This window comes from Bifidobacterium sp. LH_426, assembly GCF_056356875.1.
On the sequence record NZ_JBKEVB010000001.1, the window covers coordinates 385,801 to 404,205 of the forward strand.

Genomic DNA, 18,405 nt, shown 5'->3' on the forward strand with positions numbered 1-18,405 from the left:
GAGCGATCATATGGACGACACGCAGACCCTGCACGCCATGGGACTGGACGACGCCTACCGCGTCGAACGCACGCTCGCCGACGGGCCGTCCGGCGTCACCGAACTCGTGACGTTGGACGGCGCCGGACCGTTCGTACGCAAGAAGATCCCGCTGCGTCTCGCCCGCAGACGCCTCTGGTCCACGCTCGCCGACTGCACGTCGCCGCGCCTGCCCCGCGTCGAGGCGTCCTACGAGCTGCCCGACCGGTTCGTGGTCGTCTACGACTACGTGCCCGGCGTCACGCTCGAACGGTACGTCACCGGGAAAGGCCGGCTGGACGCGTCCGAGGCGACGCGCATCGCCGTCCAACTGTGCGAAGCGGTCGGCGAACTCCATGCGCACGGCATCATCCACCGCGACGTGACGCCCGCGAACATCATCATCGCCACGGACGGCGTGCACCTCATCGACTTCGGCATCGCCCGCGAACACGCCGGTACCGTCACAGGCGACGCGACGCCGCGCGCACGCGACACGACCACGCTCGGCACATGGGGGTACGCCGCTCCCGAACAATACGGGTTCGCGCCCACCGACGCCCGCACTGACGTGTATGCGATCGGACGCGTGCTCGGCTTCATGCTCACCGGCGTGAGCCCGTCCGACGTGACGGCGTACGGGCGCGCGCTCGCCGACGCCACGGCGGCGTCGCCCGCGTCGCGCGCCGTCGTCGCCAAGGCGTGCGCGTTCGAGCCAAGCGCGCGCATGCAGTCCGTGCAGGAGTTGCGTGACGCTTTGGAATCAGCGGAACACGGCACGGAAGGCAAGGCGCCTTCCGCAGCGGCGTCGCCCGCGGTCTCTACGTCGGCGCTCGCCGGCGACGGCACCGTTGGCGCGTCCGCGCCGACCGGTGCCATGCGCCGCGCATCCACCTCCCGCCGCATCGTCGCGTGGACGGCGGCCGGTCTCGTCACGCTCCTGCTCGCCGCCGGCGTCGGATACGCGGCGCTGCGCCTCGCCGACACCGGGAACGCCGCGTCATCCGCGTCATCGACGACGTCGCGGCCTTTGACGGGCGGTGACGGGACATCCTCCGGCAACGGCGCGGATGGCGCGAACGGTTCCCACGATGCGACCGGTGACACGGCCGGCGGCACGGACGCCGTGGACCATAATCCGCTCGAACTGGTCGAATCCGGCTGGTCGGCCGAAAGCGGATACGTGGAATACGCGCTCGCCCTGCGCAACACGGATACGACGCACGCCGTCCAATTCCCGAGAGTCACCGTCACCGGTCGCGCCGCCGACGGCTCCGTCATGTTCTCCGACACGCCCGTCTTCCCGCTCGTCTTCGCCGGCGAGACCGCGTACTTCAGCGGGCAGAGCGGCGACGGGGAGAAACCCGCGACCGTCGAGTTCACCGTCGAGACGCCATCCTCCGACGACCTGCTCGACACGGGAGGAACCGAATCGTACAGCGTGCACGACGTGCAGGAACGCAAGACCGACCTCGACGGCGTCACGTTCGGCGGCGAAGTGACGACCGACCGCGACGACGACAACGGCAAAGGCGTGTACACGGACGACATCATCGTGACGCTCGTCCTGCGCGACAAGACCGGAACGATCATCTTCGGACGCAACGAGTACGTCGCCAAACCGGCGACGGGGAAGAGCCGCGCGTTCTCCATCGAGACCTACGACCTGCCCGCATACGCGTCATACGAGATCCACGCGCACACCGCGTGACGCATGCGATACGAACTGGAGCACGACGACAACAGACGTACGGCATCTACAATGGGCCGCATGACGGATGAGCATGATCTGGAGCGTACGGAAGAACGGGGCAAAAGGCCGGAAGACGCGGGGAAGCGCCGCACGCCGACCGCGATCGAAGTGCGCGGCGCGCACGTGCACAACCTCAAGCACATCGACGTGGACGTGCCGTTGGACGCGCTCACCGGCGTGGCCGGCGTCTCCGGATCGGGCAAAAGCTCGCTCGCATTGGGCGTGCTTTATGCGGAAGGCTCACGCCGCTACCTGGAGGCCCTGTCCACATACACGCGCCGCCGGCTCACCCAGGCGACGCGCGCGCAGGTCGACGACGTGCGCCACGTGCCCGCCGCGCTCGCCCTCCACCAACGGCCCGCCGTGCCCGGCGTCCGCTCCACGTTCGGCACGATGAGCGAACTGCTCAACAGCCTGCGCCTCCTGTTCTCCCGCTGCGGCGCGCACGTGTGCCCGCATTGCGGCGCCCGCCACGAACCCACGCTCGACGTGGCCGCTGAACTGCCCATCCGATGCGCGAACTGCGACGAGACGTTCTTCGGGCCCGGCGCCGAATCCCTCGCCTTCAACTCGGCGGGCGCATGCCCCACCTGCTCCGGAACTGGCGTCATGCGCGAAGTGAACCTCGCCTCGCTCGTGCCCGACGAGTCGAAGACCATCGACGAAGGCGCCGTCGCCCCATGGGGGTCGCTCATGTGGGACCTGATGAAGGACGTGTGCCGCGCGATGGGCGTGCGCACCGACGTGCCGTTCCGCGACCTGAGCCCCAAGGAGCGCGACATCGTGTACCACGGGCCCGCCGTCAAGAAGCACATCCTCTACCGGTCGAAGAAAAGCGACGACTTCGCCGAACTCGACTTCACCTACTACAACGCCGTGTACACGGTCGAGAACGCGCTCGCCAAGGCCAAGGACGAGAAGGGACTGAAACGCGTCGCGCGGTTCCTCGAGGAGAAGCCGTGCCGGGACTGCGGCGGCACGCGATTGAGTGAGGCCGCCCGTGCGCCGCGCGTGCGCGGGCTGGATCTCGCCCAGGCGAGCGCCATGACCTTGGATGAGGCGGTCGCCTGGGTGCGCGGCGTGCCCGCCACGCTGCCCGAGGCGATGCGTCCGATGGCGACGAACATCGCCGAATCGTTCCTCGACGTGGCCAGACGCCTGCTGGAGCTCGGCCTCGGCTATCTCGCGCTCGACCGTGCAGGTTCCACCTTGTCCACCGGCGAACGGCAGCGCGTCCAACTGGCGCGCGCCGTACGCAACCGGACCACCGGCGTGCTGTACGTGCTCGATGAGCCTTCGATCGGCCTGCACCCGGCGAACGTGGACGGGTTGATCGGCGTGATGCGCGACCTCGTGGCGGACGGCAACACCGTGGTCGTCGTCGACCATGACGTGCGCGTGCTCAAGGCGTGCGACCATCTCATCGAGATGGGCCCGGTCGCGGGCGCGGCCGGCGGCCACGTGATCGCGCAGGGCACGGTCGCCGACGTGGCGGCCATGGGGGAGCGGGGCAGCCGCATCGCGCCGTTCCTCGCCGAGACCGGGCCGGAACGGGTGCGTGCGCAGGTCGACGCGGGCCGGATGTTCGAGGCGGGCGCGATCCACATGGAGACCGGGCCGCTGCACACGGTGAAACCTCTGGTCGTGGACGTGCCGCGCGGGCGTCTCACCGTGGTGACGGGCGTATCCGGTTCCGGCAAGACGACAATGGTGCTCGAATCGTTGATCCCCGCGCTGCGGGCGAACGCGGAAGACACCGCGATGCCCGCGCACGTGCGTGCGATCGCGGCGGACGGCATCCGGCGTGCGAACCTCATCGACGCGACGCCGATCGGCGCGAACGTGCGCTCCACCGTCGCCACGTACGCGGGCATCCACGACGACCTGCGCCGCGCGTTCGCCCGCACCGACGAGGCGAAACAAGGCGGCTGGAAGGCCGGCGACTTCTCCTACAACACGGGACGGCTGCGCTGCCCCACCTGCGACGGCACCGGGTCGATCTCGCTCGACGTGCAGTTCCTGCCCGACGTGAGCATCGACTGCCCCGACTGCCGCGGCTCGCGCTACGCGCCCGCCGCCGGCGCGATCCATCGCGTGTCGAAGGACGGGCGCGCGCTCACCCTGCCGCAATTGATGGCGATGAGCGTCGATGAGGCGCTGGACGCGACCGGAGACATGCGCAAGGTGCATGCGCGGTTGGAGACGCTGCATGATTTGGGACTCGGCTATCTCACGTTGGGGGAGCCGACGCCCGCCCTGTCCGGGGGCGAGGCGCAGCGGTTGAAGCTCGCCGGCGAGATGGGGCGCGCCCAGTCGGACGCCGTGTTCGTGTTCGACGAGCCGACCATCGGCCTGCACCCGTTGGATGTGCGCGTGCTGCTCGACGTGTTCGACCGGCTCGTGCAGGGCGGGGCGACCGTCGTCGTCATCGAACACGATCTCGACATGATCGCCAACGCCGACTGGATCATCGACATGGGCCCCGGCGGCGGCGAGGCCGGCGGCCGCATCGTCGCCACCGGCACGCCGGAAGCCGTCGCCACGAACCCGGACAGCGTGACGGGCCGGTACCTGCGGTAGGTGCGGGTGCCGTCGGTCGTCAGCGGAATCGGAGGCAATGTTCCGTAACATGCATGTCGGGCATGGTCGGCGATCAGATACGGGTATTGGACACCGCAGGACCATGGTGTTTCGATGGGTGGTATGAGTCTGAACACCACCACCTGGCATACGATCCGCGAGGCGTCGCTCGCCTCCGGACTGCCGGAATCCACGTTGCGCTACTACGAGCAGATCGGCATCATCCCGCCGATCGCCCGCGACCCGTCCGGGCATCGCGCCTATTCGGACGACGACCTGACCCGGCTCACGACGATCGCATGCCTGTCCGCCACGGGCATGCCGCTCGAATCGATGCGCGAATACCTGCGCAACGCGCAGGACGGCGCGGCGGGAGCGGAACGCCAGATCGAACTGCTCGACGCGCAGGCGCTGCGGCTCGCCGCGCGCGCCGAAGCCATCCGCATGCAGCAGGCGTACGTCTCGTTGAAGACCCTCTACTGGCGGGCCGTCGCGGAAGGCCGGGACGATGATGCGCAGGCGCTGCTCGACGAGCATCGCGACGTCATCGCGCAGGTCAGGCGCCTCCAGACGCAGGCGCAGACCGGCCGGTAGGACGCTTGGCGCCGTCGCGGCGGACCTGATCGCCGTCTCTCAGCGCAGCACCTTGCCGAGGATGTGGCGCATGAACGGGATGGTCGTCGCGAACGTGAGGATATCCGCCAGGGACTGGGCGGCCTCCACGCCGGTCACGCCGAGGAAGTGGGGGAGGATGAGCACGATCGGCGCGAGATAGAGGCCCGTGCGGCATACGGCGAGGAACGAGGCGATGCCGGTCTTGCCCAGCGTCTGGGAGATCATGTTGCCCATCATGTTGACGCCGTTGAGCACGACCGTCACGCATTGGAAGTGCAGGGCCGCGACGCCCACCGCGACCACGGCCGGATCGGAGCGGAAGATCTCCACCAGCTGCGGCGCGATCGTCCAGATGGCCACGGCGAGCACGAGCAGCACGCCGGTGGCGAGCTTCACGCAGAACCAGTAGGCCTCGCGCACGCGCGCGAACTTGCCGGCGCCGTAGTTGTAGCCGCACACCGGCTGGAAGCCCTGCCCGAGGCCGATGATGACCGAGTTCGCGCCGAGCATGATGCGCATGACGATGGCCATGCCGGCGATGGCCGCGTCTCCGAACGGGTTGGCAGCGATGTTCACGCACGTGGTGGCGATCGAGCCGGCGCCCTGCCGGATCAGCGAGGGGAGACCGCCGCCCGCGATCTCGCGCAGGAGCAGCGGGTCGGGACGGCAGTTGCGCAGCGACAGCTTCAATACGCCGAACCGGGCGCTCATCACGGTGAGGATGACGAAGCTCACCGTCTGGCAGATGCCGGTGGCGAGACCCGCGCCGAAGATGCCCATATGGGCCACGAAGATGAACAACGGGGCGAGCAGGAAGTTGAGCAGCGCGCCGGTGACGAGTCCGATCATGCCGAATGCGGACTGGCCCTGGTAGCGCAGCAGGCCGTTCAGCGCGAACGAGCCGCATACGCACGGAGCGGCCACGAGGATGGGCGTCAGATAGGTGACCGCGTACGGTGCGATGGTCGCGGTCGAGCCCAGCGCGACGACCAGCGGGCGCAAGGTGGCGAGGCAGACGATGGTCACGACGAGTCCGGAGAGCACGGCGCCCGCGAATCCGATGGCGAGCAGCTTGGAGGCGCGCTCGTCGTTGCGTTTGCCGAGCTCCCGGCTCATCGAGTTGCCCGCGCCGTTGCCGAAGAAGAATCCGAGCGCCTGCAGGATCGTCATGATGGAGAACGCGATGCCGATCGCGCCCGATTGGGAGGTGCCCAACTGGCCGATGAAGAACGTGTCGGTGAGGTTGTACGCGGTGGTCACCAGATTCGATACGACCGCCGGGATGCACAACCGCAGGATCAGCGGTTTGACGGGGCTTTGCGTCATCTGCCGGTATTTCGCGTCGGCCGATGCCTGTTTGATTCCTGCACGATTCTGAGCCACGGAACGCTACTGTACTCCCGTTCCCACCGTCATGCGCCGGCCGCGGCCGATGGCGGACGTGTGGAGCGGGTCAGCCGCGGGCGGAACGCGGCGGCGCGCATCCGTGCCGGCCGGTATCATGGCTGGGATGTCGAAACGAGGTGAGAAGTAGGGTATGAGCCTGATTGAGATGATGATTCTCGGATTCCTGTCCGAGAAGACGATGTGCGGCTACGAACTGCGCAAGAAGATGGAGCAGCTGCAGGGCGACATGCGCCGGTTCAGCGACGGCGCCATCTACCCGGCGACCGGCCGTCTCGCGAAGGCCGGTCTCATCTCCGAGCAGACGGATGTGCGCGACGGTCGCCAGCGTCACCTGTTCACGTTGGAGCCGGCCGGCCGCGAGGCGCTCGTCGAGGCGTTGAAGACCGCGGACGGCTTCATCCTCACCGACTTCAACCGGTGGCGGGTCGTGCTCACCTTCCTGTCCGTCGTTCCGGACAAGGCCGACCGCGACGCGGTGCTGCGCCGCCGCTACGACCTGCTGTCCGGCGGCGACGTGCACTTCTTCTACTGCGATGCGGGCAACCCGCTGTCGATTGACCACATCGACGACCCGTACCGTCGCGGTCTCATCACCGTGCATGACGCGCAGGTCGCGGCTGAGCTCGGATGGCTGCGTTCGATGCTCGGCATCGAGGAGTGAGGATTCCCTCACCTGCTTGTACGGTCTTACGGCAAATGACTGGGCCCCGACGCGATACGGTTCGCGTCGGGGCCCAGCCATTTGCCGGCGGGTGACCGCTTACTTGACGACCTTGAAGCCGCCGGTCCACGGGGTCTGCTCGGTCACGCCGAGGACGATCTGCAGGGCGCCGTAGCCCTCGAGGTACTGGGCGCGCTTGAGCGGGCCCGCGTCCACGGTCTTGAGTCCCGCGGCCTCGATGAACGCGGCGACGGACTTCTTGGCCGCGTCGTCGTCGGAGGCGAGCTGGACGACGGTCGGCGCGCCGTCGTTGACGCCGGTGGCCAGGGTCGCGGCGAAGGTCGTGTTGAAGCCCTTGACGACCTTGGACTGGGGCAGTTTGCCGGCCAGCCATTCGGCGGCGGACTTCGCGCCCTCCGGCAGCGCCAGGTCGAAGGTGGTGAAGTCGATCGGGTTGGACACGTCGACGATGGTCTTGCCGGCGAACTGGCCGGCGTAGGCGGCGAGCGTCTCCTCGTAGGCGGGGAACGGCAGGGCGAGCACGACGATGTCGCCGGTGACGGCCTCGCCGAACTTCGCGCCGGTGACGCCGTCGGCGGCGGCCGCGGCCTTGTCCGGGTTGCGGTCGATGACCTGCACGGCCGCGCCGGCCTTGACGGCGATGCCCGCCACGGCGGATCCGATGTTGCCTGCGCCGAAGATGGTGATGTTGCTCATGGTGGTTTCCTTCCGGTGTGTTGTTCCCGTTGTCGTTCCGTTGTCGCTGCCGGCGGCGGTGCGGTTGCCGTTCCCGTCGCCCTCGCGTTGGTCATCACTCTATTCGAGGTATTGGCATATTTCAAGCCGAGATATATCGAATCAATGTATGGCCAGTTGCAGAACGGTGGAATTCCGCGGTCGATGTGTGGGGTGATCGCCGTTCGCTGTCGGCGTGTCGTTTCGAGATATATCGAAGCGAGGTATCATGGTGGGCATGATGAACACGATAGAACTCATGACGTTGGGATTCCTCTCGGAGGGGCCCGCGTGCGGCTACCGGCTGCGTAAGAAGATGGAGCAGCTCCAAGGCTACATGCAGGCGGTCTCCGACGGCACGCTGCATGCGGTCACCGGGCGCTTCGTCAAGGCCGGGTACATCGGCGAGACCCATACGGTCGTCAACGGGCGGCGTCTGCGCGAATTCCATCTCGAACCGGCCGGCCGTGAGGCGCTCATCGAGGAGCTCAAGGGCACGAGCGGATACATGCTCACCAACATCACCAAATGGGCGGTCGTCATGTCGTTCCTGTCCGTCATCCCCGACGAGGCGGACAGGAACGCGGTGCTGCGCCGCCGGCTCGACTCGCTCGCCGAGGCTGACGTGCGCCGCCTCTACAGCGACGGCGAAGGCCCCATCGACAACGACGAGGTCGAAGACAGGTACCGTCGCGCCATCATCGCCGTCCACGACGCCGAGATCGACGCCGAACGCGCGTGGCTGGAACGCGAGCTCGGCGTCCGCGAATGACCGACGGGCCCGCGGCGGCCGTCACGCGACGAGCATGAACCCGGCGGCCACGGCGAGCGGCGGGACGACGACGCTCGCCAGCAGATAGCCGGCGGCGGTGGGGTAGCGGCGCTTGCCGAACAGCGTCACCGTCTCGTTGACCGCGGTGGAGAACGTCGAGAAACCGCCGAGGAAACCGGTGGCGAGCAGCAGCCGCCACGACTCGTCCACTCCGCCGCGAAGCGCCGCCGCGGCGACGAGCCCGGCGAGAAGGCCGGCCAGCAGGTTGATGACGAACGTGGACATCGGGAACGCGTGCGTCCAATACGTCTTGACGGTCGTGTCGAGCAGATAGCGGCAGGAGGCGCCCAGACCGCCGCACAGGCAGACGAGCACGGGAAGGAGCATGGCCATCGTCACGCCTCCTTCTGCGCGTCGGAGACGGATGCGGAGTCGGCGGCGGTTCCGGTCGCGGCGAGCCGCCCGCCCGCCCATGCCCCGATCGCGGCGCATAGGATGCCGAGCACGAACGTCACGACGAGATACAGGACGCCGACGCCCGCGTCGCCCGAACGGATCGCGGTGAAGCACTCCAACGCGAGCGTGGACATCGTGGACAGCCCGCCGCACAGTCCCATGCCGAGCCCGCGGCTCGCGTACTCCCTGCCGCGGGAGCCGAACCGCGCGGCGAACGATGCGGAGCCGGCGAGGAACGCGGTCAGTCCCGCGTACAGGAGGCAGGCGAGCAGGTTCGCGGCCAGGGTGCCGGTATGGAAGTCGCCGGCCGCGGGAATCAGTGTGAACGCGTAGCGCAATGCGGTGCCGACCGTGCCGCCGACGAAGACGACGGCGAGGATGTCGGGGTGGATCTGGGGTATGCGATGACCCATGTCGTTGCCTTTCCGGATGCCGCCGCGGTCCGCTGAAGACACGACGGCCCCTAAGGGAGAATCGTGTAGGAACTATCAGCGGTAATGCGGTTCGGAAAACGGGTTTCCCGGCGGGTTCCATCGCCTGCGTGCAAGACTACTCCACGACGCGACAATATGGCGGCATGCACGGGGGAATACCATAAACGGACACCGTGTCGTCCGTTTTGACCATGCAAAACAGACGACACGATGTCCGTTCAACGGTTGGCGTCAGCCGTGGTCCCGGTCAACGCCTCCAATGGCGACGGTGGCTGATGATGCGCTTGCCGCCGACGCCCGCCTTGCCGTTCGGTCCCCACGGCCCGCGCGCCTCGGCCTGGAGCTGCCTGAGATGGTGCTTCATGGCGAGGAGCATGATGTGCGTGTCCTCGAGGCCCAGATGGCGTTCGGCGTCGTCCTCGCGCAGCGCGCCCTGACGCTTCGCGTACGCGTCGAGGCGGTTGTCGCCGTCGGGATGCTCCTCGCTGGGGATGGAGCCCTCGTCCCACAGGCGGCTCATCGGCAGCGTGTCGATGATGGTCACGTGGCCGTTGCGGTACGCCTCCGCATAGCCCTTCACGTTGAGCATGAAGAAGCTGTGTTCGAACGTGGCCATATGCGCGACGAACGGCTGCGCGGTCAGACGCTTGAGCAGGTCGGCCTGGGCCTCGGCGTCCTCGTCGAACATCGGATAGTCGGCGCCGACGCGCTGCTTGATGTCGATGCCGGTCAGCTGGATGATGAACGGGTTGCCGTGGCGCGCCGCCTCGTCGGTCACGCCGAACGAGAACCGATGCTGGTCGTAGGCGTCGCCGCCCTCGTAGTAGTCCTTGTCGTACTCGTAGCCGGTGGGGGCGTCCGCCGGGCGCGGGGACTTCATGTTCATGTATTCGAAGCCCACGTCGATGATGTACGCGCGGTACGGTTCGGTGCCGTTCGTCTCCAGATCGATGCCCATCACCTTGTCCACGTCGCGGCCCGGCAGGAACACCTCGCGCCAATAGTCCTTCGGCCGCGCCGCCTCGCGCGCCGCCACATGCTCGGCGGCCCGGTGGCGCGACTTCTCGAAGCGCGCCTCGGGCACGGCGGTCTCGTCGCGGTTGACCTGTTCGACCGTCGGCACGGCGGGATTGTCGTCGTTGATGACCGGCTGGCCCTCGATGAGATAGTCGTTGCTGCCCTGGTCGGAGCTTGATTCGATCGGCGCGGACTCGTCCGGGCCCGCCTCGACGGAGCCGTTCCGCACCTCGTCGGCCTCGAACAGCGCGTGCTCGCGGTGCGCCCGCGCCGCCTCGCGCTTGGCGCGGTCCGCCTTGCGGCGTTCGGCGCGCGTGTTGACGATCTCGGCCGTACGGTCCTGGATGTCGTCGACGACCACGCCCTCCCTCGCGGGCGTGAGCACCGGCACGGTGACGCGCTGGCGGTCCTCGTCCTCGACGGTCCACAGGCCTTCGGCGATGCCGCGGTCGCGCAGCAGCGCGATCTGGTCGTTGAGACGACGGTCCGCGTAGGCGAGCGCGCGCGGCAGATCGTACGTCTTGATCCTCCGGTCGAAGTCGCGCATGAACGTCATGCTCATCTTCGCGATGACGGCTTCGAGCCGGTCACGGATCGCGAGATCCTCCTTGAGCAGATCGTGCACGCTGGACGCGGCGCCCGCCTCGAAGTCCTCGGGGGAGGCCACGCCGATGCCGTGCTCCAGGTCGAGCGAACGCACCCAATCCCAATCGATGTCGTTGTCGTCCGCGTCCTTCAACATGATGTACGACCACTGGCTGATGCTTTCCTTCGCCTCGGTCAGCCACGAGCGGTCGATCGTATGCCCACTGTTTTCCATTGTTTCTTTGCTGTTTTCTTCGCTACTCATACTCATTCATACCTGCGGGAACCATGTCCCGTCATCTCCATGGTAGCGCTCACGGCGGCTCCCATGCGGGAATCGCCGGAAACAATGGGGAAACGGCGGGTGGCGTGGACGGTTCCGGCCTCCGTCGTCCGCCGTCGTGCCCGTGGAGAATCCCCGCGTTCAGCGCACGCCGCGCATGTCCTGCGGGCGGAACTGGTCGGCTTCGGTGAAGCAGGTGCGGTACGTCATCGCCATGATGAGCCCGTCGGCGACGAGCGTCAGCGCGGCGATCGCCGCGAACACGACGAACTGGTATTTCGCGGCCTCCAACGGGTCGCCGCCGGCGATGACCTGGCCGGCCATCATGCCCGGGATCGTGACGATGCCGCAGGAGGCGAGCGTCGCCATCGTCGGCAGCAGTCCGAGCCTGATCGACGAGACGATGGACGGCCGCGCCGCCTCCCATGCGGTCGCACCGAGCGCGAGCATCGTGTCGATCTCGTCGCGCCGCTCGTCCATGCTCTCGTAGAACCGGCTCAGGCCGACGGCGAGCGCGGAGACCGTGTTGCCGAGCAGCATGCCGGTCAACGGCACGACGAGCTGCGGCGCGTACCACGGGTGGGGGCGCACGACGAGTTCGGTGACGAGCGCGATCATGAGCAGCATCGTGATGGTCAGGCTCAGCAGCACCGGGCCGGCGAGCCCCTTGGGCACGCCTTTGGCGCGCGACAGGGTGATCTGCACGGCGGCGACGAGCATCACGCCGATCGTCACGAACACGAGGAACACGTTGTCCGCGCGGATCACGTAGCCGACGACGAACCCCATCGCGCACAGCTGCAGGAGCGCCCGGCAGGCGGACCACAGGAGGGAGCGGCCGATGCCCATGCGCATGAGCCCGCTCACGCCGGCCGCGACGGCCACCATCGCCATCGCCACGGCGAGACCCCAGATGTCGATGTCGTACGCGTTGCCGCTCATGCCGTCTCCCTCCCGTCCGTCGCTCCCGTCGCGCGTTCCGCCGCGTCCGCCCATGCGAGCGCGCCGTCGGCCAGCGTGGCGACGCGCGAGGCGCGCCCGTCCGGAGGCCGGTGCCGGATGCGCACGATCGCCATGCCGCGCCCGGCCGCATACGCCATGATCGACGCGACCTTGTCGGCGTTCTCGTCGTCCAGTCCGGCGTCCACCTCGTCGGCGAGCAGCACCTGCGGTTCGGTCAGCAGGGTGCGGGCGAGCGAGACGCGCGCCGCCTGACCGCCGGACAGGTCGTGCGGCCGCCGCGTCAGATCGATGTCCCCGCATCCCATCGCGTCGAGCGTCTCCCGGATGCGCGCGTCCGGCAGCATATCCCGTGCGGCCGCCGCGTCGTCGCGGAACAGGCGGGCGAACCGGCCGACGAGACCGCCCCGCCGGCCGTCGTCCCGCGCGTCGGCGCGCACGGCGAGCGTGAACGGCAGGCGGATCGCGTCCGCCACCGTGTCGCCCGGCAGGATCGGCTTCTGCGGCAGGTAGGCGACCTCGCGCCGCCACCGTTGCGGCGTGAACGACCCGGCGTCGCGCCCGTCCAGCGCGAACGAGCCCGACGCATGCGGATTGAGCCGCGCGAACGCCGTCAGCAGACTGCTTTTGCCCGAACCCGACGGGCCCACCAGATCGACGATCTCGCCGCGGCCGATCGCGAACGACAGGCCGGCGAAGACCGTCCGGTCGCCGTCCGGCGACGGCACCGTGCACGACACCCGGTCCGCGGTGAAGAGAGGGGAATCACATCGCATACCGCGCACGATAACGCCGCGGACGCCGCCGGACCAACCGCCGCCGCGTTTCTTAGCGGTTCCTAAGCCGGCCGGCGGTCTGATATAACCGTAAGAGAATCCCCGATCCCCCATGAGGTGAGACGCGCATGGACATGACGACGCACGCGACGGCGACACCGGAGACGCCAGAACCTGAGACGCCGGAGGCGTCAAGACCGATGGCGGCCGCATCCCCGGAACGATTGCTCCTGCCGGCCGTCCTCCTCATCGAGGACGACCCGAACCTCGGCGCCATGACCGCCGAGATGCTCGCCGCCGACTACCGGACCGACTGGGTGCAGTCGGTCGCCGAAGCGGACCGGCTCATGGCGGGCGCACGCTACGACGCGCTCATCGTCGACCGACGGCTGCCCGACGGCGACGGACTCGACCTCATCCGCATGCTGCGCGGCGCCGGCGTCACCACGCCCGCGCTCATCCTCACCGCGCTCGCCGAGGTCGACGACATCGTCGAGGGCCTCGATGCCGGCGCCAACGACTACCTGACCAAACCGTTCCATTTCGTCGAACTCGAAGCGCGCCTGCGCGCCCTCCTGCGCGGCTTCCACGCGCAGGCCAACGGCGTGATGGTCGGCGACTGGCTGCTCAAACCCGACGCCAACGTCATCGAGGATCCGGACGGGCGTGCCGTGCCGCTCACCGACGTCGAGACGAAGCTCCTCGCCGCGCTCGCCACCTCGCCCGACCACGTGTTCACCCGCGAGGAGCTGCTCGCCGGCGCGTTCTCGCCCGGCAGCGACTTGGGCGTCGTCGACGTGTACGTCTCCTACGTGCGCGGCAAGACCACGCGCCGCATCATCGACACCGTGCGCGGGCGCGGCTACCGCATCGGAACACCGGAAGGATGAGCGATGGGCATCACATCATCGGACAAGGGACGCGCCCGGCTCATCAGCCTGCGCATGACCATCGCCATGGCCGCCATCACCGCGATCGGCGGCATCCTCTTCACGCTCGGCGTGCTGCTCGGCTCGCGCCACGAATTCACCGAACGCGGGCTCGACCCCGACGCCATGAGCGTCACCCAGCAGTTCGGCTCCGGCATGATGGTCATCGACACGAGGAAAGCCGTCGCGTTCACCCTCCTGTTCGTCGTCGGCGTGATCGCCGCGGTCGCCGTCGTCGGCCGCTACTACGCGCGCAAGGAGGTCGAACCGCTCGAACGCGCGTTCGAACTCCAGAAGGACTTCGTCGCCGACGCCAGCCACGAGCTCAAGACGCCGCTCGCCGTGATCGCCACGCGCATCGACCTCATCGACTTCCGCCGCGCCCACGGCGGCGACATCGACGAGCCGCTCGCCGCGTTGCGCGGCGACGTCGACCGCATGACCGCCATCATCACCGACCTGCTCGTCGCCGCGCGCGGCGCCGTCAACGCCGAACCCGTCATGCTCGCCGACGTGGCCGACCAGTCCGTCGAGGAGGTGCGTCCGCTCGCCGAGACGCGCGGCGTGAACCTCGACGTGCGCGTCGACGGGGAGCGAGGCCGGCTCGTCGTGCGCGGCAACGCGATCGGACTGTCCCGATGCCTCGTCGCCGTGCTCGACAACGCCATCGCCCACTCGCCCCAAGGCGCGAAGGTCACCATCTCGACCGGATACCTGCATGGCGGACAGGCCGTCGTGCGCGTCACCGACCACGGCGGCGGCATCGGCGACGATCCGGAACGCCTGTTCCGCCGGTTCGCCCGCGACGACGACGGCACCGCGCACCAGGGCTACGGTCTGGGACTCGCGCTCGCCCGCGACGTGGCGACCCGCTACGGCGGCGCGCTCGACGTGGAATCCACGTCGCCGGCCGGCACCACGATGCGCCTCACCCTGCCGCTCATGGACGGGGAGGAATGACGCCCGACGGCCTTCCCGGTGTCACAGATCGCGCACCGCGCCGATGAACAACGGCACGCCGTCCGGCGTGGCCAGTTCGTAGAGGAACGGCCGGTCCACGTCGAACGTGACCTTATCGTCGATCGGCGCCCCGGCCGCCTCCGTCTGGATCTGCGTGAACGCGGCCGCCTTCGCACCCTTCTCGTTCACCTCGATGCGCGTGCCCTGGATGATCTCGCCGATGAACGGATTCCCCGGCAGCCCGTCAGGCTCCAGCATGCCGGAGAAATCCGCCGTGCCCTGCGAGAACGCGTCCGTCACGCCCAACGCCCGGAGCGTCTTCTCGGCGCTCTCTGGAGAGAACGCGTTTTCGATGGAGAACCGCGGAAGTTTCAGGTCCACGCTTGTCGACGCGGCCTCCACCTCCGGGACGGCGTTTCCCGCGGCATCGGTTCCGGCCTTCTCGCTGCAGGTGGGCGCATCGCCGCCGGTCTCGCGCGCGGAGCACGTCGACATCACCCACTCCAGCCGCGCCGCGTCGGAGGAGAACTCGTCGAACCGTCCCTCGGCGGGCAGCAGCACCGTCAGCGCGCCGCCGTTGTCGAACGGGATGGAGACGCGCCGCCATGAGCCGTCCGCCGCCTGCGCATAGGCCATCGAATCGAACGTATGCGCCATCATCGGCACCATGTGCTCGCGGGATGCGCCGTGGAACGTCCGGTCCTCGGTGTGGTCCTCCTCGAACGGCATCTCCCAACGACCGTCCGCGTACACGGTGTCGATGATCGTCATCACCGTGTCGGCGTTCAACCGGATGTCCGGTCTGAGCATGCCGCGCGTATTGTCCTCGATCCACCGGGACATGCGCTTCTCGGCGCGCGCGTCGAACGCGAGGGACTCCACGTCGGCGTCGAACCGGTCGCGCGCGGCTTGCCGGAACCGGTCCTTGAGCGTGTAGCGGCCGTCCACCCACACGGAGTCGTGCACGTCCATCACGGACCGCGCATCGTCGTACCGGCCGTTGACCGACGAACGCAGCGACGTGTAGTCCCCGTCACGGAGGCTCCCGGCGCCGAGCGCCTCGTCCAGCTGTATGCGCGTCGCGCCGCCGGCCCCCTGCGCGGCGAGCGCGAGCGCCATCCACATCGACGTGGGGGAGTAGTTGACGTTGCCGTCGCCGTCGCCGTTCGCCGCGTCGAGGAATCCGGGTGCGGAACGGTAGGCGAATCCGGTGACCGCGTCGATCGCGGCCTGCGTCGCCGGCGAGGCCGGTTTCCTGCGCATGAGCGCGACGGTTCGGGCGCCGTCTCCCAGCGTCCACCAGACGGTCCCGCCTCCGCCGATTGCGATGATCGCCGCCAGCAGTGCGGCGAGGATGATGCGGACGCGTTTCGCGAGGCGCGGGGACCGGGATGTGTGTGAGGCGCGTGACGAGCCTTCGCCCGGCACGGTCGGTGCGGACGCCGTGACGGGCGTGGATGGTGTCGTGCCGTGGTCTCGCGTGGACATGGCGATCTCCCTCGATCCGTCGATGCTGCTCGCGTTACCTCCCGCGATACCCCCATCGTATCAGCGGTCGTCACCCGCTTCCGTCGCCTCCCGTGCGGATGTGTTTCGCTCCACGCCGGCCAGCTCGGCGATGCGGTCCACGAACGCGGCGACGGCGGGCGTGGGGCCGAGCGGGTAGAGCAGACCGTACTGCATGCCGACCGGTTCGGGCCAGTCCACGGCCACGTTGGCGAGCTGCGGGTGCACGTCGGCCCACATCGGTTTGGAGATGAGCAGGTCGCCGGTCTGGGCGCACTCGTTGAACACGTCCAGATCGTAATGGTCGATGTCGGCCAGTTCGATGCCGCCAGCGCGTTCGCATCCAACCGCCTGTCGTACATCCGGTCTCCTTCCTCCGCCCCGGCCGAGAGGGTGTGAACCCATTGTTCATGCGATATGAACCATAATCACTCACATTCCAACGTTCCCAACATCCCACGCGCCGTACCATATCCTACGCGATAACCGATATGACATTCCGATCCATAGCGTAAGGAGAGAACGACGACCACCTCATCGACCGTTTCATCGCCAGCCCCATCGACTTCGTCGCCCGCGCTTGCGGACGACCGCACGCGGGCCATCGCCCGTTCTGCACCGTTCGCCACGGCCGCCGCGTCCATCGCCTCGTTCCTCGTCGGCATGGACGTGCTCATCGTCAACGTGGCGTTGCCCACCATCAGCCGAGACCTCGGCGGCGACATGGCCGTCCAGCAGTGGGTGGTCGACGGCTACAGCCTCCTGTTTGCCGCGCTCCTTCTCCTATGCGGCAACCTCGCCGACCGGTGGGGCGCCAAGCGCGTGTTCGTCTGCGGCGCCGCCCTGTTCACCGCCGCGTCCCTGTTCAGCTCGTTCGCATGGTCGATGGGCGCGCTCGTCTTCGGCCGATGCCTGCTCGGAGTCGCCTCCGCGCTGATCCTGCCCGCATCCATGTCGCTCATCAACGAGACGAGCCCCGATCCGAAGCGGCGCGCCTGGGCGCTCGCCCTGTGGGGTGCGGGCGGCGCGAGCGCGTCGGCCGTGGGGCCGCTGCTCGGGGGTCTGCTCACGCCAATCCACTGGAGTCTTGTGTTCGCAATCAACGTGCCGTTCTGCCTGCTGGTCCTCGGCCTGTGCGCGCGCGTCGCGCCCTCGCCTCGGCGCGCCAAGCGGTTCGACTGGGTGGGGCAGTCGCTCGCATTGTCCGGCCTCGTCATCCTCATCGCCGGCGTCATCGAGATCGGCGCCCTCGGCGTCGCCTCGCCACTCGCATGGACGCTCGTCGCCGTCGGCGCGGTCCTGCTCGTCGCGTTCGTCCGCTCCCAGGCGAAGGTCCGCACGCCCATGATGCCGTTGGATCTGTTCCGCGTGCGCGGCATGCAGGTCGCGCTGCTCATCGGATTCGTCATGATCTTCAACTGGTACGGCATGGTGTTCATCTGCACGCTGTTCCTGCAGAACGGGCTCGGCTTGGGCGCCTTCGCCGCGGGACTCGTGTTCGTGCCGTCCGCGTTCGTCACCATCGCCGGCAACCTCGCCGGCGGCCGCATCATCACCGCACGCGGATCGAAGTTCTCGATCACGCTGGGGCTCGCGATCATGATCGCCGGATTCCTGTTCGAATTTCTCTACCCGTCGCCGATTCCCGTATGGGCGATTGCCACGGGGCTGAGCGTCGTCGGGTTCGGCGCGGCCATCACCACGCCGGCGGCTGCGGGCGTGGTGCTCAAGAGCGTCGATCCCGCGCAGGCCGGCATCGCCTCCGCCATGTTCAACACGTTCCGTCAGGTCGGCGGCGCGGTCGGCGTGGCCGTGTTCGGCGTCATCGCCACGTTCCTGCCCTCGCTCACCATGGCCCTGCGCGCCGTGTTCCTCGCCTCCGCCCTCCTGCTCGCCCTCATCCTCGCCTTCGAACTCCTGCGCTGGCGCGACCGCTGACGTACGGCAGGGGCGCCCGG

At 68.4% G+C, this 18,405-nt stretch carries 16 protein-coding genes, 1 pseudogene and 1 riboswitch; of the genes and pseudogenes, 8 read left to right on the forward strand and 9 right to left on the reverse strand.

Annotated features, from left to right (window positions below; genetic code table 11):
• The first annotated feature begins 10 nt into the window (after positions 1–10).
• From AC1AYD_RS01630 to AC1AYD_RS01640, 3 genes are all read left to right on the forward strand, one after another.
• Positions 11–1,729, forward strand: a complete 1,719-nt coding sequence (locus tag AC1AYD_RS01630) for a serine/threonine protein kinase (protein WP_476544557.1) — start codon at positions 11–13, stop codon at positions 1,727–1,729.
• A 60-nt stretch (positions 1,730–1,789) separates the two neighbouring features.
• Positions 1,790–4,351, forward strand: a complete 2,562-nt coding sequence (locus AC1AYD_RS01635; RefSeq protein WP_476544558.1) for an excinuclease ABC subunit UvrA — start codon at positions 1,790–1,792, stop codon at positions 4,349–4,351.
• A gap of 123 nt (positions 4,352–4,474) precedes the next feature.
• Complete coding sequence (locus tag AC1AYD_RS01640; protein WP_476501781.1) at positions 4,475–4,945, forward strand: MerR family transcriptional regulator; 471 nt, start codon at positions 4,475–4,477, stop codon at positions 4,943–4,945.
• Positions 4,946–4,984: 39 nt separating this feature from the next.
• Here the strand turns inward: AC1AYD_RS01640 and AC1AYD_RS01645 are convergent, their stop codons facing one another.
• Complete coding sequence (locus AC1AYD_RS01645) at positions 4,985–6,292, reverse strand: MATE family efflux transporter (protein ID WP_476544632.1); 1,308 nt, start codon at positions 6,290–6,292, stop codon at positions 4,985–4,987.
• Positions 6,293–6,503: 211 nt separating this feature from the next.
• Between AC1AYD_RS01645 and AC1AYD_RS01650 the strand changes: the two genes are divergently transcribed.
• Positions 6,504–7,034 (forward strand): PadR family transcriptional regulator, encoded by a 531-nt coding sequence (locus tag AC1AYD_RS01650; RefSeq protein WP_476501780.1) that lies wholly within the window; start codon positions 6,504–6,506, stop codon positions 7,032–7,034.
• A gap of 99 nt (positions 7,035–7,133) precedes the next feature.
• Here the strand turns inward: AC1AYD_RS01650 and AC1AYD_RS01655 are convergent.
• Positions 7,134–7,766 (reverse strand): annotated as a pseudogene (locus tag AC1AYD_RS01655) (NADPH-dependent F420 reductase); the annotation flags it as partial.
• A 241-nt stretch (positions 7,767–8,007) separates the two neighbouring features.
• Between AC1AYD_RS01655 and AC1AYD_RS01660 the strand changes: the two are divergent.
• Entirely contained in the window at positions 8,008–8,541 is a 534-nt protein-coding gene (locus tag AC1AYD_RS01660; RefSeq protein ID WP_476544559.1) for a PadR family transcriptional regulator, read from the forward strand.
• A gap of 21 nt (positions 8,542–8,562) precedes the next feature.
• Here the strand turns inward: AC1AYD_RS01660 and AC1AYD_RS01665 are convergent, their stop codons facing one another.
• The 5 genes from AC1AYD_RS01665 to AC1AYD_RS01685 form a co-directional block, all read right to left on the reverse strand.
• Positions 8,563–8,934: a fluoride efflux transporter FluC gene (locus AC1AYD_RS01665; protein WP_476544560.1), complete on the reverse strand. Its 372-nt coding sequence runs from the start codon at positions 8,932–8,934 to the stop codon at positions 8,563–8,565.
• Positions 8,935–8,936: 2 nt separating this feature from the next.
• Entirely contained in the window at positions 8,937–9,410 is a 474-nt protein-coding gene (locus AC1AYD_RS01670; RefSeq protein ID WP_476544561.1) for a CrcB family protein, read from the reverse strand.
• A gap of 59 nt (positions 9,411–9,469) precedes the next feature.
• A riboswitch (Fluoride riboswitch) is annotated at positions 9,470–9,544 on the reverse strand.
• Between the two features lie 134 nt (positions 9,545–9,678).
• Positions 9,679–11,268, reverse strand: a complete 1,590-nt coding sequence (locus tag AC1AYD_RS01675) for a PolC-type DNA polymerase III domain-containing protein (RefSeq protein ID WP_476544562.1) — start codon at positions 11,266–11,268, stop codon at positions 9,679–9,681.
• Positions 11,269–11,457: 189 nt separating this feature from the next.
• Entirely contained in the window at positions 11,458–12,258 is an 801-nt protein-coding gene (locus tag AC1AYD_RS01680; protein WP_476544563.1) for an ABC transporter permease, read from the reverse strand.
• The gene (locus AC1AYD_RS01685) at positions 12,255–13,052 is read right to left on the reverse strand and encodes an ABC transporter ATP-binding protein (RefSeq protein ID WP_476544564.1); all 798 of its coding nucleotides are present in this window, start codon (positions 13,050–13,052) and stop codon (positions 12,255–12,257) included. The genes AC1AYD_RS01680 and AC1AYD_RS01685 overlap by 4 nt, the downstream gene beginning before the upstream one ends.
• A 200-nt stretch (positions 13,053–13,252) precedes the next feature.
• Between AC1AYD_RS01685 and AC1AYD_RS01690 the strand changes: the two genes are divergently transcribed.
• On the forward strand, positions 13,253–13,942 hold the full coding sequence (locus tag AC1AYD_RS01690; RefSeq protein ID WP_476544565.1) for a response regulator transcription factor: 690 nt from the start codon (positions 13,253–13,255) through the stop codon (positions 13,940–13,942).
• A 3-nt stretch (positions 13,943–13,945) separates the two neighbouring features.
• A complete protein-coding gene (locus AC1AYD_RS01695; RefSeq protein ID WP_476544566.1) occupies positions 13,946–14,941 on the forward strand; it encodes a sensor histidine kinase in 996 nt (331 codons plus the stop codon).
• 21 nt (positions 14,942–14,962) lie between these two features.
• Here the strand turns inward: AC1AYD_RS01695 and AC1AYD_RS01700 are convergent, their stop codons facing one another.
• Complete coding sequence (locus AC1AYD_RS01700) at positions 14,963–16,429, reverse strand: serpin family protein (protein WP_476544567.1); 1,467 nt, start codon at positions 16,427–16,429, stop codon at positions 14,963–14,965.
• Positions 16,430–16,489: 60 nt separating this feature from the next.
• Positions 16,490–16,852, reverse strand: coding sequence for a hypothetical protein (locus AC1AYD_RS01705; protein WP_476544568.1), 363 nt, complete (start codon positions 16,850–16,852; stop codon positions 16,490–16,492).
• A gap of 258 nt (positions 16,853–17,110) precedes the next feature.
• On the opposite strand from AC1AYD_RS01705, the gene AC1AYD_RS01710 reads away from it, so the two are divergent.
• Complete coding sequence (locus AC1AYD_RS01710) at positions 17,111–18,385, forward strand: MFS transporter (RefSeq protein WP_476501769.1); 1,275 nt, start codon at positions 17,111–17,113, stop codon at positions 18,383–18,385.
• The last annotated feature ends 20 nt before the right edge of the window (positions 18,386–18,405 follow it).

What these genes read in the sequence shown, in the direction of transcription:
- AC1AYD_RS01630 (WP_476544557.1), top strand. Translation starts at nt 11, where the DNA reads ATGGACGACACGCAGACCCTGCACGCCATGGGACTGGACGACGCCTAC.
- AC1AYD_RS01635 (WP_476544558.1), top strand. Translation starts at nt 1,790, where the DNA reads ATGACGGATGAGCATGATCTGGAGCGTACGGAAGAACGGGGCAAAAGG.
- AC1AYD_RS01640 (WP_476501781.1), top strand. Translation starts at nt 4,475, where the DNA reads ATGAGTCTGAACACCACCACCTGGCATACGATCCGCGAGGCGTCGCTC.
- AC1AYD_RS01645 (WP_476544632.1), bottom strand. Translation starts at nt 6,292, where the DNA reads ATGACGCAAAGCCCCGTCAAACCGCTGATCCTGCGGTTGTGCATCCCG.
- AC1AYD_RS01650 (WP_476501780.1), top strand. Translation starts at nt 6,504, where the DNA reads ATGAGCCTGATTGAGATGATGATTCTCGGATTCCTGTCCGAGAAGACG.
- AC1AYD_RS01660 (WP_476544559.1), top strand. Translation starts at nt 8,008, where the DNA reads ATGATGAACACGATAGAACTCATGACGTTGGGATTCCTCTCGGAGGGG.
- AC1AYD_RS01665 (WP_476544560.1), bottom strand. Translation starts at nt 8,934, where the DNA reads ATGGCCATGCTCCTTCCCGTGCTCGTCTGCCTGTGCGGCGGTCTGGGC.
- AC1AYD_RS01670 (WP_476544561.1), bottom strand. Translation starts at nt 9,410, where the DNA reads ATGGGTCATCGCATACCCCAGATCCACCCCGACATCCTCGCCGTCGTC.
- AC1AYD_RS01675 (WP_476544562.1), bottom strand. Translation starts at nt 11,268, where the DNA reads ATGGAAAACAGTGGGCATACGATCGACCGCTCGTGGCTGACCGAGGCG.
- AC1AYD_RS01680 (WP_476544563.1), bottom strand. Translation starts at nt 12,258, where the DNA reads ATGAGCGGCAACGCGTACGACATCGACATCTGGGGTCTCGCCGTGGCG.
- AC1AYD_RS01685 (WP_476544564.1), bottom strand. Translation starts at nt 13,052, where the DNA reads ATGCGATGTGATTCCCCTCTCTTCACCGCGGACCGGGTGTCGTGCACG.
- AC1AYD_RS01690 (WP_476544565.1), top strand. Translation starts at nt 13,253, where the DNA reads ATGGCGGCCGCATCCCCGGAACGATTGCTCCTGCCGGCCGTCCTCCTC.
- AC1AYD_RS01695 (WP_476544566.1), top strand. Translation starts at nt 13,946, where the DNA reads ATGGGCATCACATCATCGGACAAGGGACGCGCCCGGCTCATCAGCCTG.
- AC1AYD_RS01700 (WP_476544567.1), bottom strand. Translation starts at nt 16,429, where the DNA reads ATGTCCACGCGAGACCACGGCACGACACCATCCACGCCCGTCACGGCG.
- AC1AYD_RS01705 (WP_476544568.1), bottom strand. Translation starts at nt 16,852, where the DNA reads ATGGGTTCACACCCTCTCGGCCGGGGCGGAGGAAGGAGACCGGATGTA.
- AC1AYD_RS01710 (WP_476501769.1), top strand. Translation starts at nt 17,111, where the DNA reads ATGGACGTGCTCATCGTCAACGTGGCGTTGCCCACCATCAGCCGAGAC.